Source organism: Verrucomicrobiota bacterium, from assembly GCA_037139415.1.
Classification (GTDB): domain Bacteria; phylum Verrucomicrobiota; class Verrucomicrobiia; order Limisphaerales; family Fontisphaeraceae; genus JBAXGN01.
On the sequence record JBAXGN010000004.1, the window covers coordinates 59,755 to 84,695 of the forward strand.

Consider the following 24,941-nt stretch of genomic DNA (forward strand, 5'->3'; position numbering starts at 1 on the left):
TCATGGGAAGAAACGTGGGTGCTTTCATAAATTTTGGGGATGGATTATTCGTTGCGCAGGGCGTTCAGCAGGTTTCCGCGCAGAGAGAGAGTGGCGGATAGCCACGTCCAGACCAGGCCGCTCAAGGCGATGCCGGCCAGGGTGGGAAGCAGCGTGGCGTATGGCAGTTGGGAATCCGTCGCCAGCAGCGCAGGGAGCACGGCGATGGCCGCCGCCAATACGCCCACGCCCAGGCCGGCAGCCAACAGCGGCAGATGCTCCAGCAAAACCAGGCGCAGGATTTTTTTGCGGGTGAAGCCCACGGCCAGCAGCAGCGCCAGTTCGTTACGCCGCTCCAGCACGTTGCGCAAGACCACCACGCCCAACCCGGCGCTGCCCAGCAAAAGCCCCAAACCGCCCAGCAACTGGAACGTGCCCAGGTACGTGTTTTGCACGGCATTGAACTGCGCCAGCCGCTTGGGGGGGGGCACCCATTCCGCGCCCACATCCTGGAAGGCCCGCGATAGGAGCGCGGCGACGGAAGCCCCCTGCTCCGGCGGCGCGTCCACTAGCAACAGGCGATATCCGGCTTCGCTCGGGAACAGGCGTAAAAACTCCGCCTCCTCGATCAGGAGATTGCCTTGCAGAATGGAGGCTGCCACGCCAGCGACCAGGCGCAGTTTGACCGGCTTCCCGCGCTCATCCTGAATTTCCAGGGTGTCGCCGATTTTTTTGCCCAACGCATATTGGATCGAAGTCGCGTCGCCAATCGCCGGGATTTCATCCGGCGCAAGGGCCACGGTCTGGTTGGTATAAAAGGCGCGCCGCAGCGATTCCCAGCCGGCCTTGGGAACCATGGTCCCGGCGAACGAAAACGCCCGGCGCTGGGCGAGCAGCGCGGAATTGACGCCCAGAATGCGCGGCCGCTGCGCGCGGTTCAGGTTCAGGCAACTGGCTTCATCGCCATCCCGCACCCGGAACGGCACAAAGGCGACGCGCTGCAGGTCGCTTTCCGGCAGATTATAAAACTCCCGGCCTTCGCGCGTATTCAGATCTTTCAAAATGGGCAGCGAACTTTCGCCCAGCAGGGCAAAGCCGCCCGTGCCGGAGTCGCGCCGGGTGGCGTCGCGGGTGGCATCCAGCCGGAATGCGCCAATCGCCGCCACCAGAAAACTGCCGCAGGCCAGCAGGCTGATGACCGCCAGACTGCGCCCGTGCCGCCGGGTTACGCCGCTCAATCCCAGACTGACCAGCGAGAACCGTGCGCCAGCGGATGGAACGTCATCCGTGGCCTGCTCGCGGCCCGCCATGAGCCGGGAGATCCCCGCCAGCCCGGAGATCAACAGCAGGCTGCCAGCGCCAAAGAACAGACCGGGGTTCAGGTTGCGCGCGGCCAGGCTGTATCCCACCATGGCCAGGGCGCCAAGAAACGACAGGCCGGCAATCCAGCCATCCCGCTTCCGGGCGCGGGCCATCGGCGCGGGCAACGCTCCCGCCAACAACTCACGGGCGGGCTGCCGCTTGAGTTTGCGCAGCACCAGCCAGATGGAGAAGGTCGCCATGCCCGTGCTGGCCAGCAGCCCGATGAGCAGCGTGGCCGGTTTCGCATGGTACTGCAATGACGCGGCGCTGATCGCCGCGCTCCAGATCGTCGTCAGCCCGTGCAGCATGAGTTTGGCGTACGCAATGCCAGCCAGACTTCCCACCGCACTCCCGATGAAGGACAGCATCAGCCCTTCCAGCAAAAACAGGCGCACCACCGTCTTGGGTTTAAAGCCCAAGGCCAACAGCGTGCCCGCCTCGGCGGCCCGCTGCTCGATGGAAAAGCGGAACAGCAGGGCAACCAGGATCAGCGCGGCGGTGATCAGGAAGAAGCTGAACCCGATGAACAGCCCGGCAAAATCCTGCGAGTTCTGCGCCGCGTTCAGGGCCTGCTCCCGCACCGGTTCAAAGCGCAGCCCGAGGGATTCGGGCCTCAGTTGTTTCAATATACGGCCTTCCAGCTCGGTGGTATAATTTTTGGCAGACTTGCCGGCGGGGATCGGGAAACGAATCGCCGTGGTGGTGCCATAGCGGTTGGCCCACATACGCTGACCGGCCGCCAGGGTGACAAATGCCTTGGGCGTGCCGCGCCAGTTTTTCCAGTAGAGATCGTCCTCGGGACGGATTTTATGCACCAGGGTGAATCCCGCATCCCAATCATGCGCGCTCTCGGCCTTGGCGATGCCGGGAAACTCCGGCATCAGCGAGCGGTCGGCGAAGGGCAGTTGCATGGGAACCACGGCTTTGACGCGGAACTGGTTGGTGACCTCGATCAGCCGCGACCCGCTATCCGCCAGAAAGTAACTGAGGGCGATGGTCGCGCCGGATTGCACGCCTAGATCCCCGGCCAGCCAAGTGTTGATCAGGATTTCATCATCGCGCAGCATCGGGTCCAGCGCCAGCGCCGAGACCATGGAGTACGGCGTGGATTTCTCCCCCGCCTGGATCAGGTTGACCAGGTAGGTCAGCACCGGTTGCGCGTCGGGAGTGGTGGCCAGCGCGGCTTGCGCCAGTGGTGCATCCAGGAAAATGCGGGAGGAAATCAGCTCCACCGAATTTTGATTGGGCACCGGGCGCAATTCGGCCTCCGCATCGGCCAGCCCCCAATGTACGGCCAAGGCGCCGTTCAGGATTGGGGCGGCGCTGGTCAGTGTCCCGGGGGGCTTTTCCCTGGCGCCAACCAGCATGAGGTTGGCACGATTGGTCATCTGCGTTAGCGTTTGCAATTGGGCTAGATTTACAAACGCATTCGCCGGCGGGATTTGATTGGCGCGCAGGCTGAACCGTCCAAACTCCTCATCCCGCACAATTCGAATGACCTTGGCCCGCAGCGCCACTTCGGCGTCGCCCTTCGTGGCAAGCGTGGCTTCCCGTGAGAGGTGGGATGGCTTCTTCACCCGCACGACCACGGTTTTCCCCGGCGACTTGACCTGGAGTTGATCCGCCAGCGTCTGGCTCAACACGATGGAATCCGCCGGGATACCCGTGACGCCAGGTGTTTGCAGTGCGAGCTTCCAGAAGGCCGGATCCACCCCCAGCACCTGCACGTGGTTGGCCCGCACCGGACCATCGGGCGTGCTGGCGGTACCGGGGAGTTGGAGCACCGCAGCGGTGTCCATGAATAAGTCGGTCTTCAGGGCGCGATCCAATCCCTCACGGAAAAACCGATCGCCACTTTGCAGCGCGAACTCCACGCGCCCCAGCCGCAGCAATCCCATCCGGACCAGACTTTCCCGCACCGAGTCCCCGACGATCAACGCGCCAGTCAGCGCGGCAGCGGCGACGATTGATCCCAGCACCACCCCCAGATGGGAGCGCGCGTGATAGACCAAACTGCGCCAGATGAGGAGCCAATGCGTCATGGCCGGTTCACTGTAACTTGCCGTCCTTCAATTCCAACACCCGGCCCATCATGCGGGCAAGGGCCGGGGCATGCGTGACCATGATCAGCGTCACGCCATCCTCCCGATTCAGGTCCGCCAACAGTTTGACCAGTGACGTGGCATTGGCCCGGTCCAGTGCGCCGGTCGGTTCATCGGCCAGGATCAGCCCCGGCTGATTGATCAAAGCCCGGGCGACCGCCACCCGCTGGCGTTCGCCGCCGGAAAGTTGGCCGGGCCGGTGCTGCAGCCGTTCGGATAAGCCCACCCGCTGCAATATTTTCTCCGCCCGCGACTGGATTGTCTTGGCATCCGGCTTCACCCGCAGCGCCAGCGTAGGCACCAGGACATTCTCCCAGACACTGCAATGCGGCAGCAGATGATGTGATTGAAAAATGAAACCGATCTTTTCGCTGCGGAGCGCCGCCAGGTCCAGGTCGTTCAACGCCGCCAGGTTTTGCCCGGCCAGCCAGACTTCACCGGCATCCGGGCGATCCAGCGTGCCCATCAGGTTCAACAGCGTGCTTTTACCGGACCCGGACGGGCCGATGATCGCCAGCGATTCCCCCTGGCGCACCTCCAGATCAACGCCGTTCAGCACCGGCAGCACCGGCGCGCCCTCCGCCACCGCGAACTGTTTCTTGACCCCGGCCAATTTCAGCATGGATGCGGGTGCAGGCATAGGCTATTTCGCCTTCACAATGGCCACCGGTTCGGCGGTCAGGAACTCATCAATGTCATTGGCGGCACGCGTGCCTTCCGCTACCGCCTGCACCACCGTGGTGCCGCCGTTGACCACATCGCCGGCGGCAAAGACGCCCGACCGTGAGGTTTCCAGCCGGTCGGCTTTAGTCCAGATCAACCCCTGATCCGTAAAGCGAATGCCCGGCAAAGCCTCCCGCACTCCCTCGCCCAGCCTTTGGCCGAAGGCCTCGATGATTAAATCTGCCGGCAGCACGTGTTCCGATCCAGGAATGGGTTCCGGACTGCGGCGTCCTTTCGCATCCACGACGCCCAATTTGGTGCGGATCACTTTGATGCCGGTAAGACGGCCTTCCGCGTTGAGCAGGTACTCAACCGGTGCCGTCAAGGTCACCATGTGTACGCCGGCGTTGATGGCCTCGTCGCGTTCATTGGGCCAGGCAGGCATTTCGGCAAAGGAGCGCCGATAAATCATAGAGACATCCTCCGCGCCGGCTTTGCGGGCGGAAACGGCGGCGTCAATCGCGGTATTGCCGCCGCCCAATACGAGGATGGTACCCGTGACCTTGCCGCCGCGCTTGATGCGCGCCAGAAATTCCATCGCGCCTTCCACTCCCAAGCGAGGACGTTGCCCGCGAATGCCAGTGGCGGAAGCGCTCAAACCCGTGGCCAACAACACGGCGTCAAAACCCTCGGCCTGAAGTTGGTCCAGGGTGTGCCCGGCATGCAGGTTGATTTGACACACCTGGATCAGGCCGTCATACGAAGACAACACATCGTGAACCTCCCGTTGCAAAATGCTTTCCGGCAGCCGTTCTTTCGGGATCACGCTATCCACCGCGCCACCTTTGGAAGACGCTTTCTCAAAGATCGTCACGGCATGACCATAGGAGGCCAGGCGCGCTGCCGCTGCCACACCGGCGGGCCCGGCGCCAATGATTGCTACCCGCTTGCCGCTGGGCTTGGCCGTCGTATGCCGTTCAGCAACCCAGCCTTCTTCAACCGCTTTGCGGCCCACCCAGCGTTGCAGGTGCCGGATCGGCACCGTGTGCGAGTAATGCTCGTTGATGCACCGGCCTTCGCATAACGCCTCGGAGGGGCACACGTAGCCGCACACCGCCGCCAACACATTGGCTTCGCGCAAGGTCTCATACGCCTCGCGGAACCGTTTCTGGGTGATTTCAAGAATGAACTTGGGAATATTAACCCGCGCCGGGCAGCCGCCCATGCAGGATGGATCGTTGCATTGGCGGCAGGTGCTGGCCATCTGGAGGATGGTGTCCATGGCCTCCGCCCGCCCGGTTTTATAAATCGGTTCATAGATGGCGGCATCACGCGGCACGCACCCGGTGCGGCCACCGTCACGCATGATTTGGGTGCAGGCGGAACAGGCCACGCAGACCTTTTCCGGATCCATTTGCCCTTTCTCCATCAGGTCGGCGGCAAAATCCGGGTACGCAAACGACATGCGGCCCAGACCGACGAGCGACACATGGCCCTTGTTGACATTGGCCGCCCCAAGGTGGGGAAAGAATTGACGCAGCCAGGAATAGCCGCCGCCGATGACCGCCATCTCCGGATGCGCCTGCTGCAGCTCCTTCACGATGTTCATGAATCGGTTCACGCCGCGCAGCGGGGATTCCGGCGGCATGGGTGCCCCCAGGATGGGCAGGTCAAAGGGCCGGTTCACGTAGGGATTGAAATACGGATTCCCGATCGTGATGTTGATCAGCGGCGCGCCTTGCTCCTTGAAGAAGCCCACCAGCTCTTTGGCTTCCGTCAGGTCGGCCTTCGTGGCGTCCTTGCGGTCCATACCGAAACCATACGGGTAGGCCATGCTGTCGTGCGCGTTCATGCGTGTGGACACCAGCAGACCGGGCACCGCCGCCTTCACCTTCTTCACCACGTTGCGCAGGAAGCGGCTGCGGTTCGCGAAATCTTCGCCGCCGTACTTGCTGTTTTCCCGGGTATAGGAGGCCAGCAGTTCGGAAATCAAATACCGATGGCACGCCTTGATGTCCACGCCGTCAAAGCCCGCCTGCTTGGCCAGCTTTGCGGCGGACACATAGACGTCCTCCAGGCGCTCCAGTTCATCATCCGTGATCAGCGGATAATCCGGTGGCAACTGATGCGTCGCGTCCAAGTATTTGCTGTGGTGCGCAATGATGGGCGCGGGGGCGCGGCCCGGCTTGGAATAGCGGCCCGAGTGCGTCAATTGCAGCAGCAGCAGGGGACGATGCGCGGGGCCGAAGCGTTCGCGCGCGGATTTGTGGCACAAATCCACCATCCTCGCAAAGGCATCCACGGTGCCCGCGTGCAACCAGATTTGGCGGGGATTCGCGCGGCATTCTTGCACAATGGCGGTGGCCTCCACCCAGAGCAGACCCGCACCGCCGGAGGCGAAACGGTGATAACGGCGAATCGTCAATTCATCCGGCGAACCATCCGCATTGCCGTCGCAACCTTCCATGGGCAACACCACGAACCGGTTGGGAAGCTTGAATCCGCCGATGGTCACTGGCTTAAGCAGCGGAGTCAGGTCTTCGGAAAATTCCAAATCCAGCTTCAACTCGGCTACTCGCTGCCGGATTTCATCCAGCGTGTGATAATGAAAAGTTTCTTGTTCGCTCATAAAATATTTCCACTAATTCAACATTGGCATTCGCTCGTCTTTTGCGCTATTCAGCGCACTCGTGCCGGTCATTTTTCGGAACGCGCTTGTCCGCAGACGTTATCGGCTTGGAGTGGAGCTGACAAGCTGAATTCCAGAGTGGAAGATACAAAAATGTCAGAACAGGACTCAAATCAGGCTGGCGCTCCGGAAGACCGGATCAATCAATATATCGCGCACAAGGCGCATTCAAGTTCTGACGCCGCGAACCAAAGGCCTGAACATTCGCTACTTGAACCCGAGTTCTCTGTTCTGACGCTCCTAAAATAACACAAATGTTACGAGCGGAAAGAGAAAGTTGTTCGCGAGTTATTCACCGGGAAAACTGAATCGCAACATGTTTATACACAGATACATGTGATTTGTTAATATCAGCCATAAGGTAGTTATTTGTCAATAATTGTCACCAGATCGTGCAATTCACGGTCGGGATTTGCATCCCCAGCCAAAGATGTCCACCAAAGAAAAAAGGCTTTATTTTAACACAGTAATCTGTTTTCATCGCCGATAGCAAGATGAGCACAAGCATCAAAGTTGTTGTGTATGTGGTATTGATCGCCTGCGCTGTGTTTTTTGGGCTAAGCTTTCGGTACGCCTATCAAATCCACGCGCAGGGGGGTGCGCCTGCTTTAACTGAGCAGGCGCCCATGGGGACTTACCTGGCTTCCGCCCTTGGGTGTTTGATCGCACTCGGTTTGATGGTCGCCAAGGATGTTGCAAACTTCTTTGGAGAACGCGCTGTGGATTTTGTCTTTGCGGATGAGGGTGATGGCATTCGTAATCCAGAATATGAAGAGGCGGAGGAAGTATGGAAGTCGGGTGAACATCTGGAAGCCATCCGCATGTTGCGCGACTATTACAAAAAAAATCCACGCGAAGTGCATGTGCTGTTACGCATCGCAGAAATCTACGAGAACAACCTGGCCAATCCGCTGGCCGCCGTCCTTGAATACGAAGAAGTCCTCAAACTCAAATTACCGCCTGAACGTTGGGGTTGGTCTGCGATTCATTTGTGCAATCTTTATAACAAGCTGAACCAAGCGGAAAAGGCCAACACCCTCCTATACCGTATAGCCGAGGACTATGGCCAGACGGCGGCGGCCAAGAAAGCGCGTGAACGCTTGGGAATTGCCGAGCCCACTCCGGCACCGGTAGTTCCGGTTGAGGAGGCGGCTCCGGCTCCGGTGGAAGCTTCCGAACCCGTCAACAAACTCCCGCCCGGTTTCTCCCCCAAGAAAAGGTAGGGAGTCCTTACTGGCTTTGGAGCCGGTAATAGATTTTCCCGACGGTTGCTGGTGGGGATAAAACTTGCCAGCCGTTGGTCACAGAAACCGAATTGGTGGCGGGGTTCCAAAAAATGGGCGGCATCAGATTGGTGGCATACCACGGGGTGAGACCCGCCGCCCAAATTGGCCAGCGCAATTGCAGCGTATTTCGGCTGCCTGCCATTTGCAGGCGCGGCGTGGTATTCGTGGGCTGCGCGGTCAGGCGGAGATCAAACCAGATATCAGAACTATTGCCTGCATTTTGATGAATTTCCACCGCAAATAGATTAGTACCTTCGTTGAGCAACGTCGCGTCCAAGTTGGTGCCATACCAGTTGGTTTCATTGGCGCCGCTGACTGCGCTGGAAGCCAGGGTTAAATACGATACCTGTCCGGTCGGCATGTTGCTGCGGAAAACCTCAACCGCATTCAAGTACACCACTGCGCCATCATCGCGTTGAATGCTGAGGGTGGCGTTCGACCAGGCCGGCACATTGGTCACCACAAAAGCGCGCCGGTAATACGTGGTAATATATTTATTATTACTGTCAGGTCCCCATGTGTTGGTGGTGCGCGGATAAAGTCCGTTGGCATCACCATATCCCAGTGGTGCCGGACCGCTTGGCCAGGTCTGATCATTAAAATCCGGGCGCTGCCAGTTGGTGCCGAGATTCTGTCCTTGGTCGTGATATTTCCAATCGGAACCGTTGGTCACCACCGAGAGCACCGGCCAGTTTACCAACAGTAAAACCGGCGGGGTTTGCGCGCTTAGCCCCAACGTGTTCACGGCGCGGGCGAATACGACGTGGTATCCGCTGGGGATGTTTGTCCAGGCAAAGTTATATGGGGAATTCACCAGTTCGCCGAGCTTTTGATTGTCGCCATAGAATTCAACGCGCGCCAAGGTGTTATTGGGGGCGGAAGCGTCGGCCATCAGGGTAACGGGCGAAGTAACTGTGGCCCCATTGGTGGGAGACAGCAGCGAGACGGTTGGCGGTTCATTGCTGCCACCGCTGATCAAGGTGAGTTCCACATCGTTGCCGTCACCGCCAGCGTAGTTGATGCTCCAAGACATGCCGTTGGTGGTGATGGTGGCCATTTGTGGCAAGCCTTTGAACGTGCCACTGACTGGCGTCGAACTGCCATTCTTGATCAGTGTGAGCTTGATTCCATCAGGCAGGCTGACACCCATGACCAATTGCAATGATCCGGATAGCGTTACGGTGCCATTGTTGCCAGTGGTAATCAGTTGATCGTATTGGCTGCCGGCAGTCGCGCCATTAATGTGAGCGCTGAACGTCGCCGGTGCAGCGATGGTTAATGGACCGTCAATTGTGCCACTACCACTTAACACTCCGCCTGTGACCGACAAACTGCTGGCCAGGCTGCCGGCGAGCATCAGAGTGCCAGCATTCACCACGGTGCCGCCAGAAAAGCCATTGACGCCAGCCAGCGTCAAGGTGCCGCTGCTGGTTTTTACAAGGGCGTTGCTGCCGCCATTAATTTCGCCGACGTTTTGGAGCGTACCGGATTGGAAGTTAAGGACATTGATATTTGTGGTTGAGCCAAGGTTATGCCCAAACAGGTCCAGCGTGCCGCCATTCAGAGTGACGGTGGAGGTGTTGGTACCACCGCCGTCGAGAATATCTGTCTGGCAGTTGAAAACACCACCAGTGATGATCAGGTTGCCGCTGGCGGTACTGCCGCCAGACTGGGAAGCCAGCGTGAAACTGCCGCCGGAACACACGGTGAAAATACCGCCGCCGACACTCAGCGTAGCCGAAGCTGGCCCCGTGTTGCCAACGCTTTTAGCCGCCATATTGATGTTGGTGACGGTAAAAGTGCCATTATCGAAGTACAGATTCCCCGTGTCCCCTCCGGAGCCATTCCCATTATCAATCCCCATACACAAGGTTCCGGCGGTAACCGTAGCCGGATGGCCGCGCAGATCAAGGGTGCTGACGGGAGCCCCCGCCGTCCCGGTGCCATTCTTATAACCGATCCATATATTGGCGGCCGCCCCGGTGCGTCCGGAGATGGTCACGGTGCCGGGACTACCGGAGGTTTGCGACGCAAATTTAAGCGTGCCGCTCGCCTTGGACAGACCGATGTTAAGCGTGTCCACCGTTAGAAGGTTGGCCCCGGCACCCAGGATCAGGTTGCCCGAGCCAGGGTTGGAACCAGTGGAGTTGCCGACCTGCATGGTGGTGGCGTTAATGAGGTTATTGGTGTCCGAGAGCCACAAGGTGCCGGAAGTGGTCTGGCCATAGGCGATGCGTAATTCATTAATTGGGGTACTGCTGTTGCCGAGCGTCACACTGCCCAACTTGGTGAGGTCGAGCGAGGCACTGTTGGCGTAGTTCTGGCTGGCTTGGCCAAGACCGACCAGCACGTTCGCGGCAGGGTTGGTAACGATGAACGCACCCGCGCCGAATATCCTTAAATTACTGTAACTGTTAGTGCCGCTGTCAATTGCAACGGTGACACCGCCGTTGATGATCAGTTTTTGGTTGCCCCCCAAGGTGATGAGATTGGTGCCCGTGCTGTTGGTGCTGGTGATCGTGAGACTGCTGAAACTCTGGCTGGCGGCACTCAGGTCGAGTTTGCCCGCGTTGCCACCATTGCCCAGCGTAAGTCCGCTGGCTGCGGGTAAGAGGTCATTCGCCGCCAGTTGAAGCGTACCGAGATTCACGAACGTGTTGCCGCTGAAAATGGCGGGTGCCCCAAGCGTCAGGGTGGCGGCACCCAGTTTGATGAGGTCGGTGTCGGAGACGAGCGGCGTGTTGAGCGTGGCGTTGCCGTGGGCAGTGAGGTTCATGCTGCCGACAAAGTGATTCAAGGTGCCGCCCGACAAAGTGTAAGTTCCATTGGTGAAGAAAAGGTGGCCGACATTTTGGGTGTTGCTCACGTTTACGGTGTAGGTGCCGCCGGAACCAAGGAAGTACGCGTCATTCCCGTCAACCGGCCATGGGAGCAGCGGATTGGAACCAGTGTTGGTGGCAGACCACATTGCATCCGTCTGACTCCAGTTACCGCTGGCAGACTGCAAGCCGGCGTTCGTGGTGGCATCCCAATACCAGGTGGTCGTGGTCGGCGCTTGGATGTTAACGTTGAAGGCGATGGTGGTCGTTGCGCCATTCGTGTCCAGCGCCGTCAACTCGATACCCGCAATGCCGGCCCGGCCCGGATTGGGTGTAATGGTCACCGTGCGATTGGAACCTGCCCCGCCGAAAACGATACCGGAATCCGCGATGACCATGGTATTTTGCGAATGGGCAATGAGCACCAAGTTGGAAGCCGAGAGGTTGGTCCCGCCGACCGTGAATGCAATCGGACCGACAGCGAGGTTGGGCGTGGTGTTTTGATCCGCAATCGCCGAAATGACCGGTGGACTGTACCCACCACCCGCAATGCGGTTGGTCGTGCCATCCATCAGCAACTCAACCAACCTGATGCCCCGCGCGGGATTAGGGTCTGCCGAGACCAATAACTTGCGGCCATCGGATAATTCGAGGCGGGAGGAAGTCGCCCCCAGCGCAACCACGTTGGTGACGGAATTCGTCGCACCGGTGGCCAGCGGCATGAGCAACGTGAGGAAATGATTTGTGCCGGTGGCGGTGAGCGTATGGGTGATGGTGGTGGCAGGCAAATGCTCGGGTTGGCTGCCGATGAGCGTCCAGCCAAGCAGCAGGTTATACGTGGTGTTGGAGCGGCCCACCACTGCGGCCACAGTGAGATTGGACAGCAAACAAGGAACGACTGCAAGGTTGGGTACGCCGCTATCGGTGGTGGTTACGGCTTTGGTGTTCGCCGTGGTCACGGTGTTGGTCGGCAGGAGGTGCCAGCGCGCCTCGTAAGTGTGGCTGGCGGTGTTGGTCGGTGCCAAGGTGTCCGCCACCAAGTAAATGTCTGGTTTGACGAATAGCACCCGGCGCGTGTGTGAGGCGGGCCGATAGGTATAGTTGCTGTAACCGAGATTGTAAATGCCGGCAGCGAAGTCATGATTTAAGTCCGTTTCCCATCGCGAGTTGACCGGCGTCTGGGAAACGTAATCCGGATTGCTATACGACACCGAACCATTGCCCCCCGCCTGATCCCGGCCATCCACGACCACGGTGTTATGCGAATAAGAAGAAACGCCGTAACTGCGCCAGATGCTGGTTTCGTAATTCCCGCCGCCCGAATCAAAGAGAATCTTGCGACCGAAGGCCCAGAGCACCACATTAAGTTTGTCTTGGTGCTGATGCGCCGCACCCATCGGACCGTTGTCCAGGCAGAGATAGTTATCCGTCCGGTTCCACCCGGACCGCATCACATTATAACCAGCCCAGGGATAATTATAAGAGACAAAGGCTGGCGAAGTGCCGGACGCGCCATCGCTGGCGACCCACAGGAAGTCCATGCGGTTTGTGAAGAGCGAATAGGCGGTAGTGATCGGGCCTTTGGCATCGGGGGCGCTGATCGAGTCGTTGAACGCCGGCAGCATACGGTCGGGAGCCATCAAGCGCAGGTAATGGTTGTAACCATTCTCGAGATTGACGAGATAGTTGGTGGGTAATTCCGGGACCAGATTTTCCAGCGCTGCAACGTTATAGATAGTGAGAATGTTACCCAACGCCACGCCATGATAGCCCGGGGACATTTCCTTTTGCACCCCGTCCGGATAAAACTGGTTCGTCTCTTCGACATACAGCTTCTGTCCGGCAAACACCCGCCAACTCGTGGCATCCTTCACCTCGGGAAACAGCGCGCCCACGGTGTAGAGGCCGGACATCTCCATGGTCAGCCAGTTTCCCGAGGTGCAAAAGTTTGAGAGGTAGCGGGAGTGCTCAATGCACGACTTAAGATAGTCGCACACGTCCTGATCCGTGAACGAAGGCGCGAGGAGAAACCGGTGGTAGGTGTTCGGCCAACTACCGCCCATGCGAATGCCGGACTCGATGGTGCGCCAGCAGGAACCGGCACCGTTTTTCTGGCTGGTGGGCACCGGACAGTTGGTCAGCCAATTCCGGAGTTGGGCCACCCAGAACATGGTGTATACGTCATTGCCCGTTTTCCACCAGGTGTCGCCGAGATTAGGCCAGAACCCCATGCGGTTCATCTGCCATTGCCACTCGTTGTTGGTGGCGTAACCAAAACTGGGATTCGTGGTGACGTTGAAAGACCAGTTGATGAAGGCGTTGGAAAAGGTGTAGCCGATGCCAATGCTGTTTACGTAACCGTTGGTGGTCTGGTCCGCAGCGGCCTGGTTGCAATTGATGGTGTTCGTGACCGCGTGCGGGTCAAAGTACCAATTAACGTTCGTCCGGGCGCGCAAATACGCGGCCAGGTTGGTCTTGGCCGCCACATAATTGGTTTGCGCCACATTGGTCCGCACGAGATCCAACCCCGGGTAGTTGAGGTTGATGGCGGCAAATAGATTGGAATCGGAGAGGGTTGGCCCGGCGTGTGCCACAATACACACTCCCAACGCCACCATGGCGCCGAGACAAAACCTGATTATCCGCAATTGTGTGTGATAACGCAAACGCACGCGACTTACGTCAAGATACCTCATTCCGCTCCTGAGTCACGCCTGAATTCAATCTGATAACATGCCATCCGGAGCTCGCCCCAGCCCTTGAAATAACGCGCGCTGGCGTCCAGGATTCCAAGTGTGTTTACGGCCCAGCGGTAGGGGCGGTTAACTTGCGGAGATTCCCCCCTTTAAAATTGCGTAGCTTTTCGCTTGCCAGTAATCGCTTTGCCCGCATAATAGCGCCGTTGGTTTTATAGCGGCAAGCAAGTTGCTGGCGGCGGGCGTGTGCCGGGTAATGTGTTGCTAAAAGTCGTTCGTATTGGATGGGGTCGTAGCTCAGTTGGTAGAGCGTCTCGTTCGCAATGAGAAGGTCGCAGGTTCGATTCCTGTCGGCTCCACCATCCTCCGCCAGTGAATCTCGTTGGACCACCTATATTGCGCACGGATTGTGTCGCGACATAACGGCACGGGGTTGCAGACCGATGCGGCTGAATGTTCAAACCCTCAGCGATAACAGGAAGTGAGTGGTCGGAGTTTTGAGCGCTCTCCAGCGATGTAAAAAGGCGGTGCCCGAAAGCACCGCCTTGCTTAAGTTTCAAAGGTAACTCGCCGGCTTAGAATTTATAGCTGATGCCAGCAACGAGCTTGGCGTCGTTCTTTTTGCGTCCGGCTGCGGGTTCCGTGCGATAGCTATCTTGCAAATAGGTGCGCAGGCTGAAGCTTTTACTGATTGAGGATTCGATGCCAATTTCAAAATTGTATGCGACGTTACTCCAGCGATCCACCTGGGGCAGCACTTCGAGGTACTCCCACACCTTGGCAGTTTTGGTGATTTTGTATTCACCGCGTTCGCTGGCGCGCAAGGTGGCGTACCGGTTGGAAACACTTCCAAGTTTTTCAATGACATAGCCAGGGCCGACTTCCGCGCGCAGGAATCCTTTGTCATTCTTGACGAAATAATAACCGAGACCGGGGTTGAACGCCACGCGGTACCGCACATCCGCCACTCCGTCATGCATGCCTTCCACGCGCATGTACATAAACAGTTTATCGCTTACCTGACGGTTAAGCTGGCCATAACCGCGATATAACTCATTGTTCTTGGTGGATACCCCATTTTGTTTGGTTTCCCCATAGGTAAAATCACCACCAAGGCTTAAATCCATTTTCTCCCATTTACGCACCGCCAAACCTTGCAGGACACCCAAGACCGTATCGCTATTGCCTTTGGTAATCGTCAAACCTGCGGACAAGGTTAGATCCCAAGGATTTTTCTTCTCTACGGCAGTCGGTTCGGCTCCTGAAACAGATGTATGACTAAAGCCAAGGACCACTACGCTGGCCACTACGCCAGCCCATTTGTTGCTTTGTTTTAGCTGCATCTCGCGTTACTTGTTACCGCCGTCTTCAGTCGCATCCCCCCCGATGACGCCATGCCATCGAAACATGGTGGTCCGACTGAATACGGTCATTAAAAGCTCAACGACGAGACTATACCTTAGCTACTTTAAAGGACAAGTTATAATGAGTAACTTGTGCAAAAAAATCAGGGAACGACACGTCACAAAAAATGACCGCCGCCAATTACCATGCTAATTCCAATGAGCTTTCAAGATGAGACTAAGGCGCGCAGGATTTTGAGCGGCTGGCGAGACGCGAGCGAGGCGCATACCCGCAGCGGTCTGTAACGAGCGAGCAACGAAGCCAGCCGCTCAAAAGACCAACGAATTAGTCTCATCTTGATAGCGATTTGGAATAAAATCAGGAGTCCTGAAGCTGTTTTAGCGCGGCTTCGAGGGTGGCTTGTTCGGTGGAAGTGATCACGTGGCGGCCATATTTGGTAGCGCAAAAACTGGTGGTGATTTGCTCCGCCAAGTGCCAATTAGGCAGCTTTTTATCGCGCAAATCAGCCAGGAATTCCAAAGGTGTCTGCGGCGGCAAACGGGGAAAGCCACGCTGCGCCAGATGATGTAACAGGCGCCCATAATAATGCTCCGCCATCCGTTGGGATTCACGTTGTGCCGAGGGTGGCTGGCGGTTACATCCCCAACGTTGACGCATCCCTTGCCAGGTCAGCCAGCCCAGCGGCAGCAGCAACAAAGCCAGCCACACCGGCCAATGTTGGCGGCTCCAAATGGCCGCGTATCCCGCGCCTTGTAGGGCAGACATTAGCAAGGCGCTTTGCATGGGCGCGTCAAAGTTGACTACGTGGGTGTACCAGGCAAAATCCAGTTCCTCAATCCAGTCACTCCAGACGGAAGGCGGCGGCAGTGAGGCGGCGGGAGTGGCATCCAAGGTGACCCAGCCCCGATCAGGAAACCATGCCTCAGTCCAGGAGTGAGCGTCGCGAAGGCGAATATCAAACCAGCCGGAAAGCCGGTTGCGGGAACTGGGCAGATAACCAATGATCACGCGGCTGGGAATACCCTGCATGCGCAGCAGCACCGCGAGCGTCGAGGCGAAACGTTCGCAATGCCCCGTGCGTTGGTTGAAAATAAAGTCATCGGTGGGTGCCAGGCGGTTCAGTTCCGGCGCACCCAATTGATAGGTGAGGGTTCGCTGTAGATGACGCTCCAGAAACCGGGCCTGATCATACGGATCAGGGATGTCTTGCACCACATTGTTTAGCCATTTTTTGAGCCGGTCGGATTGCGGTGGCAGGGTGGTGAACCGGACGGCTTGGCTGTCGCGCAAACTTTCCGGCGGCAGGTTGGTGCCGATCCAGTAGGTGTAACTATTGTTGGGGCTGGTCCAAACCACCTGGGCTTCCAAGAGGCCATGGGTCGTCAGATACGCGCGCCGAAAAAAAGTTCCGCGCACCGCCACGAGACGGCCATCCACCGGCAACATACGTCCGAGGAATTCGGGCTTCTTCACCCGCACTTGGCGTGTGGGGTACCGCCGAACGTCCCGAATGTCCTCGTCATCCAATTCGATGTTGCGCCAAGCCGAACCATTGTCGGGCGTCCAGAGTGTGCCGTCGAACTCGGTCAGCGCGTAACAACGCAGGTAACCGAGTTGTTCCCCTTGAATCTGGAACAGAATGCGCCGGGAATTTTGACCGCCGCTGCGGGATGGATCCAGCACGTTATCCAACAGGGTATTTTGGTCAGCGGACCGCGAAACCGGCAGGCGGATGCCGCCGGTGAAAAGCCCGCGCGGAAACGTCAGGAAACACACGATCATGCCAGCGGCCACCCAGGCATAGATTCGATAACCCAGCGCCGGATGGACATCCGATCTCCCTTCGGGACACGGTGTTCCTGCTACTTGGAACGATCCCGCCTCCATTTCCGCCAGCGCGCGCGGGATCAACCACACCGCCCCGGCCATGATGGCCAAAAGGCGATAGTCAAACAGGAAGGTGCAGGCGGTGGCCAGATGAAACAGCGCGATCAACAGCGAATACAGTTTTTCGCGCCTTTCCAGCGGACGCAACAAACGCGTGAGTTGCATCGTGGCCAGACCGTGGCCAATGGCAAAGTGAGTGCTGTGCCCCGTCTGAAATCCAAGCCCATAGCCCAGCCCCACACCCATGATAAGCGCCATGGCTTCAAGGACCTGCCCCAGTCGGATTGGACGGCGGGGCAATAACAAACCTGCCGTCCAAAGCCCGGCGTAGAGCAACGGTAGAAAATAATCGTCCCACGTCAGCCCCTGGCAGAGCAGGCCCAACAAAATTAGTTGATGCCGGGCGCTTCTCACGAGGTGATACCCGGCATGATTTCGTTATGCGTGTAGGCAAACACGGTGACCGATTGGCTGGTTGCCGGTGGCAGTACTCCCGCCGGCAGGTACACGGATACCCGGCGACCGCGTCGCGCCAGCTCCTCCGCCACCTGCCATAACGCCACATGGCTTGCGGTAGCCAGCAGGCATAAGGCGCTTTTTCTCGAAACGCCTTCCACTGCCTCCAACAGCCTGGCTTCCGTGGCGCCTCCCGGTTTCATTTCCAAGCGCGCCAACGCGTCGAGCAGGTCGTGTCCGTCATCAAAGGGCGGCACCAGCACCGGCTCCATCCGGGCCAAATCCACCCACTCGACGTGTTGCCCTTCATCCAACGCGGCAAACATCAGCGAGCCGGCGGCCCGCACGCAATCATCCATGACCTTGCCATCGCCCGAATGGCCGCCATCCAACACGATGGCCACCCGTCCGGAAAGTTCCTCATCAAAGGTTTTAACCATCAAACCGCACCCTTTGGCACTGCTTTTCCAATGGATTTGTTTGAGCGGGTCGCCGGGTTGCATGGGGCGAACCCCGGCAAACTGCGCGCCCGAGGCAGTGCGTCGGCGGCCCTGGTGTTTACCGCCGACCATGGCATCGTAACCAGCCGCAGCCGGGGCGGTCACCGGGTAGAGCGCCGGATACACCACCACCTCGCCCGGCACGGAAATGCCCCGTTTGATTTTGATCAGACCAAATGGATGGGAACTGGTCACCCCCAGATTTTCATGCCGGAAAACACCACGCCGTTGAAACACCAGGGCGGGAACCACATTGACGGTTTCACCAGGCTGCAGACGCGCCACGCGAAACAAGGTGCCCGCCGTGGAAATCGCCTCCAGCAATCCGGCGGTCGAGCGACTTTGATTGCTGATGCGCCAGGGTTGCGCCAATTTTTCTCCCTCGCTTAAATCGGTCAACTGTGGGGGAAGAATTTCTATGCGGGCGACACTCTTCCACGCCGCCACCGTGTTGAGCAGCAGGCAGGTTCCCACAATGCCGATAAGCAGCAGCAAGAGACCGGATTGCGAAGTAATGGACGCCGCGTACAGCAGCGCCAGAATCAGCAACAGTAACTTGCCCGTGTTGGTCAGGCGAAACATGCGATCACAATTCCGAAACTCGAAATCCGAATCAAAACCGGAATCCGGATGCTGAACGGCTACTTCAGCCGTTCGCTCACCTGCCGCCAGATTTCCTCATGCACCACTGCGATGGCCGGCATGGCGTCCACGACTTTCACCCGGTGCGGCTCCGCCGCCGCGATCGCCAGAAATCCCTGCTCCACGCGGCTGAAAAAGGCGCGGTCCGCTTCCTCGAACCGATCCCGCCCATGTTCGACTGGCCGACTGAGCCGGCGCGCCTCGCTGACCGCCATCGGCACATGCAGAAACAACGTGAGATCGGGCCGGGTGTCGCCCACCGCAAAATCAATGATCTCCCGCACGGAGGTCAGGTCGAGTTGTCGTCCATAACCTTGGTAGGCGGTCGTCGAGTCGTAGAAGCGGTCGCACAAAACCAGTTCACCCGCGAGCAGGGCCGGGCGAATTACCTCGCGCACCAGTTGGGCGCGGGCCGCGTTCATCAGCAGCAACTCCGCCTCAGGCGTCATCGCGGCGTTATTCAGGCTGTGTTTGAGGGTATGCCGAATTTCCTCACTGATGGGCGTACCACCCGGTTCGCGCAAGGTCCGCACCGTTCGTCCCGCGCTGCGCAGGCGCTCCGCAAGCAATTGGATTTGCGTACTCTTACCGCCGCCTTCGGTGCCCTCAAAAGTGATGAACAGGCCGCGGCTCATTTTGGCGCGGTACTGGATTGGAACGGCCCCACCATGTACTCGACCAGCGAAAAAATCTGTTCATCGCTCAACGGCCCGCCATGCACCTGGCTGAAGCCCGGCATCAACGAGCCGGTTTTGCCGTGCATGATCCAATCGGCCCAGTACTCGCGCTCGGCGGGGCGTTTGGGCACGCGCAAATCAGGCACCATGGAGGCGCGATGTTCGGCAGTGTGGCATACCCCGCAAGCGTTATTAAACAGTTCACCACCCAGCTTACCTATAGTGGGGGTGACATGGCACACGGCGCAATCACCTTTGAAAACCGCCTGCCGATCCTGTTGCGACATTTGCTGGTTGCGCGCGCGCAGCTCGGGAGTCATGCGGGCCACAGGCGAGTTAGGGTCGGCAATTTTGGCCGACAAAATCAGGACGATTTGTCCAACGCTGGTATCCACGGTGATCGTCTTGGTGATGATGCCGAATTTACCGCGAATATCCATAGTCACCGTAATGGCCACGTTACTGCCGGGTCCCAGTCGGTACGGAGTGGTGGGCAGTTGCGCGACAGTACAACCGCAGGAAGTGCGGGTGCCGGTGATCAGGACTTCCGAGCTGGTGATATTGGTGGCGTAAAACGTGCAGAGCGCGTTCGTGGCACCTGCCTCCGGGCGGACCTCCTTGTGAATCTGGTCCCATGCCAGCGCGTTGGTAGGCGTTTGCGCGTGCGCCACGCCGGCGAGTCCCACGATTGCCATGATTGCCAGTATAAAACTTAACCGTTGCATAGGCTTGAAGTATAGCACATCCCGTTTTGAGATTTCAATTTTCATGTTTACCGCGTTTTAAACCGGTTTGAGCCGCGGGCCTTTGGGTGTATCCTCAATCACCCAACCCTTGGCTTTCATTTCCTCGCGCAGCGCATCGGATCGCTTGAAATCCTTGGCCTTGCGCGCAGCCTGACGTTGTTCGAGCAGTGCCAGCATTTCCACCGGGGCCTCGCTGGCAACGGCCTGCCCAACCCCCAGCACCTGGTCCACTTTCTGCCAGGCTCCCAAGGCGGCGGCGGCTTGGGCCGGAGTCACGGCGTTGGCCGCCAGTTTCCTGTTGATGTCGCTCACCCACTCAAATACGACCGCCCAGGCCGCGGAAATGTTCAAATCTTCATCCATGGCGGCCGCGAATTGCGCGGGCAGCGCGGCATCCGCCTCGGCGGTGACCGTCCCGGCCAGTTCTCGCAGCTTGGCCACGCATTCATCCAACCGTTTCAGCGCGGACTTGGCCCCCGTCAAACCATCCAGCGTGAAATTGAACAGCTCGCGATAATGCGCGGTCAACAGCAGGTAGCGGACTTCGCGGCCGGTGAAACCCTTGGCGATCAAATCGCGCAAGGTGAAGAAGTTGCCCAGGGATTTGCTCATCTTCTTGCCTTCCACCAGCAAGTGAGCCCCGTGCATCCAATATTTGACGAACCGCTGGCCGGGCGCCTGCACGCCCGCGCCTTCGCTCTGGGCGATTTCATCCTCATGATGCGGGAACGCCAGGTCTTCGCCTCCCAAATGCAGGTCAAAGCTCGTGCCCAGCCACTTCATGCTCATGGCGCTGCACTCGATGTGCCAGCCGGGGCGCCCTTCCCCCCACGGGCTGGGCCAGAACACCGCGCCATCCTCCGGCACGCGCGCCTTCCACAGGGCAAAATCCGCTACGGAATCTTTGGCGTATTCATCGCTGCTGACCCGTTCCCCAGGGCGCATCTGCTCAAAATTAAGATTTACCAACTGTCCGTAACGGCAGCCGCAGCCGCAATATTTCTCGATGCTGAAATAGACGGAACCATCCTGGGCTTGGTAGGCGACGCCGCGCGCGATCAACTTGCCGATCAGGTCAACCATCTCCGCAATGTGCTCGGTGGCGTGCGGGATCTGGTGCGGGCGCAGGCAGCGCAACTCCCCCAGGTCCTTGAAAAACTCCGCCTCATACCGCCCCGTGTATTCGCGCAGAGCCTGACCCGTCTCGCGCACGCGCTTGATGATCTTGTCCTCGACGTCCGTAATGTTCATCACGTGCTGGACCTGGTAACCCCGGAATTCCAGATACCGCCGGACCATGTCCGTGAAGACAAAGGTTCGGAAGTTGCCAATGTGGGCAAGATCATAGACCGTCGGCCCGCAGCAATACATGCCGACCGTGCGTCCATTCGGGTCCAGCGGCGTAAACGCCTGCACCGACCGCGTCAACGTATTAAAAATATGCAATCCCATGCGTCAAAACACAGTGAGAGTAATCAGCTTGGCGCGAAAGAAAAGCGCGAAATTGGCCAACACTCACGGAAACAGGGCTGCATCAAGCTCGGTTTGGTTCAAGCTGGAAGCGGGGGGGCACGGGGAAGCCCAACGGCAAACGTAGGTGACGAGCAAACGAGTCTCAAATATGGTGGCGTGGGAAATTTTAGAGAAGAATTTCGTTCTTCGTGAAAGTGGGGGTTCATGGGGAGAATTCCCCGAATCAACGACTTTCGCTCTTTGAACCCATGAACCTGGAAGCGAGGGTTCGTGGTGAGGGGGTACGGAACCACAGACCCTGCCCACCTCGTAGTATTCGTAACGCACCAACGCGCTGGATGCAGCCCTGTCCCGGAAGCAGGACGCCGCGCAATAAGTAACTCAATGACTATTGCAGATTCGTTAGATCCGGTTTAACTCACAGCCACCACCACGTCAACAGCGGTGCGACCACCAAACTGGGCAGATAATCCGTCAACTCAACCTTGCGCACCTCGAAAATCACGATGGCAACACTCAGACAGATGAACCCGGCAGCCAAATGGATCGAATGCAACACTGCCGGATACCCCGCCTGCCACGCTTGCGCAATAGCGGCTCCACCCAACGTCCAGAACCCCTGCCAAGCCACAACGGGTAAAAAGGAGAGCCGCACGCCCCAGCCGAATATTCGTGTAAAAGTCATGGCGGCCATACCATCCATGACCGCCTTGATCACTAGCAGCATCCAGAACCCATGCAGACCATCCTCCAGCGCACCCAGCAACGAGAGCGGCGCAGTGCAAAACAACAGGCTGGCGGTTACCAGACCGTCGCTGAAAGCTCCGGGCGCATCCGGTTTGGCCGCCGCCATGCGTTGGCGAGCATACTCACCAGCTCGATTGGAAAGTTGCTGCAAGTGCAACCATCGCCCGATCAACGGTCCCAAGACCATCGCCAGCAAGCCAATCCCCAATTCTTTAAGCACCATGCCGAAGCCACCCCATAATCCCCGCCAAATTAACATAAAACCAGCCCCCACGGTCAGCACCGCCAACAGCGATTTGATCTGCTGTTGCCGGGACGCCGAAATCAGGCCACGCCGGGAGCCGCCCAGAGCCGCTCCGCCAACAATGGCAACCGCGTTAATGACCGTGCCAATCATTTTTTGAAAATTCAGATTGCATTCAATCCGGGTTTGATGCAATTCTAAAGGTCCTTTGTGGTACGGGGCGTAGCGTAGCCTGGTAGCGCGCTTGTTTCGGGTACAAGAGGTCGTGAGTTCGAATCTCACCGCCCCGACCATTAACTGATAGGAGTTTGCTTTTTGGCACATTGGATGCTTTCACTTGTCGCGTTGCGGTAATCATTTACTAACGGCGTAGTCGCCTTGGGATCCGGTTGGAAAATGAACATGAAACATTTCTATGCCCTGCTCCTGCTCACGCTTGTGGCTGCAAGTGGCACATGCGCCCAGGAACCGCCGCCGCCGGGTGAAAAACAGCATGACGTGTTTAAGGTCGCGGCCTTCGGGGCGAAAGGCGACGGCAGAAACGATGATGGGCCAGCGATTCAAAAGGCCCTTGACGCTGCTATTGCCGCTGGCATCGGGGCCGAGGTGGTACTGGATGCAGGCAAAATTTATCGGCTGGGGTCCAACACTGCCGACCTCGCCGTACTTCGGATCGGGAGCGCATGTGGACTCACCCTCGCGGGCAATCGCGCCACGCTGGTGGCGCATCCCTCAAACCGGCTGCTCTGTATTTTCGACTCAAGCAATGTGGTCATTCGCGATCTCGTCCTGGATTACAGCCCACTTCCCTTCACCCAGGCACGGCTAACTGAGGTGGCGCTGACCGAAGGATTCTTGCGATTCCGGGTAGAGCTGGGCTACGACGATCCGTCGGTGGGCGGCACCGACATTTACCGTGACTTCAAGAGTTCAGATGCCGTGTTCCTGGATGGCGCCACTCGTGCCTTCACTCACGACTGGGGACGTATCGCCAGCATTAAAGCGCTCGGCGAGCATTACTTTGAAGCGCGTTTCCACAATAAGGATATGCAAAATCGCTTTGCCAAGGTCAAAACAGGGGACTTCATTGCCATAAAACAACATTTTTCCGAGGCACCTTCGCAACGGGATCAGCACGGGCGTTATTTGAGTTCGACGTCGCCAAACATATATATCACCTTTTCACAAAATGTGAGACTCGAGCGGATCATCTCCCATGCTTCGCCGGGGATGACCTTCGTCGCAACGGGTTCTGAAGGCGTGGTGCTTGATGGCTGCCAGGTGGTCCGCAAGCCCAACACTGACCGCCTCATCGCCAGCAATAGCGATGGAGCGCACTTCAAGAGCCTGACCGTGATGCCCTTGGTTCAAAATTCGATCTTCGAGGCGTTAATGGACGACTCCATCAACATCAAGATTTCGTCCGAGCTAGTGAAGGAAGTGCTGGGGACGCGCGTACGGCTCGCTCATGGGGACATCGCCACCGATGACCTCGTCATTCGCCCCGGGCAATCTCTTTTATTCCTGGGCGGAGCAGCCAAACGACACCTTGGTTATGCCAAGATTTTGGCCGTCGAACGCATCCGCTATCGTGAGGCCTGGATCACGCTGGAGACGACGATTCCGGGGCTCGCGGTCGGAGATCTGGCTTTTCTGAGACCGACCACAGACGCCGTGGTAACGCGCTGTGAGTTTCGCACCCAGCTCAAGACAGCATTGGTAACACATCCACCCACGGTGATTTCCGAATGTGTGTTTACAGATGTTGCTTATGGGGTGCATTCCCCGTTTAACAGCAACATCGAAGGCCCGCCGCCGCAGGGAATGCGCGTGAACCAGTGCAGGTTTGTCCACCCGAGCGTAGCCGCAATCGCCCTGCACCTTCCCTCCTTGGCTACTGGGACACCGGGGCGCCAGGCACTAGTAGCTGATCATTGCCAATTCACTGTGGGGGATAATCGGGGAGTCGTGCTCAATGCTTATAATCAGGATGGAATTATCTTGCGCAATGCACAAGTTTCGATTGCGGACAATCGTACAAAAGCAGATCTGATCAGGCTTCACAATTGCATCAATGTGGTTGAAGAAAAGGTTGCGTTCACAACATCACAAAAACCCACGACATTACCGCAAGGCGACAAGTGAATGCATCCAATGCGCAAAATGCCCTACCTCCTTGCCGCTACTCAATTTGAAACTTAACCGCTACCCACCTTGCCGAATAGCTGTGGCGAAGTTTGGGGACAACCGACAAGAATAAAGCATTGCACAAGATTATGGAACAGCTTACTGCAAAGCCCGAACCGCCAAAACAGATTTATCCGCTGTTTAAAGAGATCGCAGAGCAGTGGCTTTGCAGCATCAAGCACACGGCCGGCAACTCGCAACAATCTGGTTTTGAAGATCGCCATAAAATGCTCTATGCCAACGGAACTTTGGCAGGAACGACATAATTCTTTATCCTTCCCATTTCTATACCAATCGGTAAATTCATTTCCAAGTAAACCCACCCAGCGTTAGATGATTTGTTGGTTGGTGGCTGGAGGGTAAAATGGTATGCAAACAAATTGGTCAACTGTTGAAGGTGTCTCATCGCAACCGGGGAATA

The 24,941-nt window shown here is 57.9% G+C and carries 14 protein-coding genes and 2 tRNA genes; 5 read left to right on the forward strand and 11 right to left on the reverse strand.

The annotated features are described in order from the left end of the window. Nucleotides 1-44: 44 nt before the first annotated feature. Genes WCO56_01460 through WCO56_01470 form a run of 3 tightly spaced genes read right to left on the reverse strand, consistent with a single transcriptional unit; the run spans nucleotide 45 to nucleotide 6,735 of the window. Nucleotides 45-3,383, reverse strand: a complete 3,339-nt coding sequence (locus WCO56_01460; GenBank protein MEI7728205.1) for an ABC transporter permease — start codon at nucleotides 3,381-3,383, stop codon at nucleotides 45-47. A gap of 7 nt (nucleotides 3,384-3,390) precedes the next feature. Then, on the reverse strand, nucleotides 3,391-4,083 hold the full coding sequence (locus WCO56_01465; GenBank protein MEI7728206.1) for an ABC transporter ATP-binding protein: 693 nt from the start codon (nucleotides 4,081-4,083) through the stop codon (nucleotides 3,391-3,393). Between the two features lie 3 nt (nucleotides 4,084-4,086). Then, nucleotides 4,087-6,735 (reverse strand): FAD-dependent oxidoreductase, encoded by a 2,649-nt coding sequence (locus WCO56_01470; protein ID MEI7728207.1) that lies wholly within the window; start codon nucleotides 6,733-6,735, stop codon nucleotides 4,087-4,089. Between the two features lie 554 nt (nucleotides 6,736-7,289). Here WCO56_01470 and WCO56_01475 point away from each other — a divergent pair. Continuing rightward, nucleotides 7,290-8,018: a hypothetical protein gene (locus WCO56_01475; protein MEI7728208.1), complete on the forward strand. Its 729-nt coding sequence runs from the start codon at nucleotides 7,290-7,292 to the stop codon at nucleotides 8,016-8,018. A 7-nt stretch (nucleotides 8,019-8,025) separates the two neighbouring features. Here WCO56_01475 and WCO56_01480 read toward each other — a convergent pair whose 3' ends face one another. Then, nucleotides 8,026-13,518 (reverse strand): heparinase II/III family protein, encoded by a 5,493-nt coding sequence (locus WCO56_01480; GenBank protein MEI7728209.1) that lies wholly within the window; start codon nucleotides 13,516-13,518, stop codon nucleotides 8,026-8,028. 364 nt (nucleotides 13,519-13,882) lie between these two features. On the opposite strand from WCO56_01480, the gene WCO56_01485 reads away from it, so the two are divergent. Beyond that, nucleotides 13,883-13,958 (forward strand) — tRNA-Ala (locus WCO56_01485). 213 nt (nucleotides 13,959-14,171) lie between these two features. Here WCO56_01485 and WCO56_01490 read toward each other — a convergent pair. The 7 genes from WCO56_01490 to WCO56_01520 form a co-directional block, all read right to left on the reverse strand. Next, nucleotides 14,172-14,939, reverse strand: a complete 768-nt coding sequence (locus WCO56_01490) for a DUF481 domain-containing protein (protein ID MEI7728210.1) — start codon at nucleotides 14,937-14,939, stop codon at nucleotides 14,172-14,174. Nucleotides 14,940-15,318: 379 nt separating this feature from the next. Further along, nucleotides 15,319-17,235, reverse strand: coding sequence for a transglutaminaseTgpA domain-containing protein (locus WCO56_01495; protein ID MEI7728211.1), 1,917 nt, complete (start codon nucleotides 17,233-17,235; stop codon nucleotides 15,319-15,321). A 23-nt stretch (nucleotides 17,236-17,258) separates the two neighbouring features. Further along, nucleotides 17,259-18,386: a DUF58 domain-containing protein gene (locus tag WCO56_01500; GenBank protein MEI7728212.1), complete on the reverse strand. Its 1,128-nt coding sequence runs from the start codon at nucleotides 18,384-18,386 to the stop codon at nucleotides 17,259-17,261. A 59-nt stretch (nucleotides 18,387-18,445) separates the two neighbouring features. Continuing rightward, on the reverse strand, nucleotides 18,446-19,081 hold the full coding sequence (tmk, locus tag WCO56_01505; GenBank protein MEI7728213.1) for a dTMP kinase: 636 nt from the start codon (nucleotides 19,079-19,081) through the stop codon (nucleotides 18,446-18,448). Beyond that, the gene (locus tag WCO56_01510; GenBank protein MEI7728214.1) at nucleotides 19,078-19,893 is read right to left on the reverse strand and encodes a DUF1573 domain-containing protein; all 816 of its coding nucleotides are present in this window, start codon (nucleotides 19,891-19,893) and stop codon (nucleotides 19,078-19,080) included. Before WCO56_01510 ends, tmk begins: the two co-directional genes overlap by 4 nt. A gap of 12 nt (nucleotides 19,894-19,905) precedes the next feature. After that, nucleotides 19,906-21,321, reverse strand: a complete 1,416-nt coding sequence (gene cysS / locus WCO56_01515; GenBank protein MEI7728215.1) for a cysteine--tRNA ligase — start codon at nucleotides 21,319-21,321, stop codon at nucleotides 19,906-19,908. A gap of 439 nt (nucleotides 21,322-21,760) precedes the next feature. Beyond that, on the reverse strand, nucleotides 21,761-22,486 hold the full coding sequence (locus WCO56_01520) for a DUF554 family protein (GenBank protein MEI7728216.1): 726 nt from the start codon (nucleotides 22,484-22,486) through the stop codon (nucleotides 21,761-21,763). Nucleotides 22,487-22,549: 63 nt separating this feature from the next. Between WCO56_01520 and WCO56_01525 the strand changes: the two genes are divergently transcribed. From WCO56_01525 to WCO56_01535, 3 genes are all read left to right on the forward strand, one after another. Next, nucleotides 22,550-22,626 (forward strand) — tRNA-Pro (locus WCO56_01525). 109 nt (nucleotides 22,627-22,735) lie between these two features. After that, entirely contained in the window at nucleotides 22,736-24,478 is a 1,743-nt protein-coding gene (locus tag WCO56_01530) for a hypothetical protein (GenBank protein MEI7728217.1), read from the forward strand. 131 nt (nucleotides 24,479-24,609) lie between these two features. Further along, complete coding sequence (locus tag WCO56_01535) at nucleotides 24,610-24,786, forward strand: hypothetical protein (GenBank protein MEI7728218.1); 177 nt, start codon at nucleotides 24,610-24,612, stop codon at nucleotides 24,784-24,786. The last annotated feature ends 155 nt before the right edge of the window (nucleotides 24,787-24,941 follow it).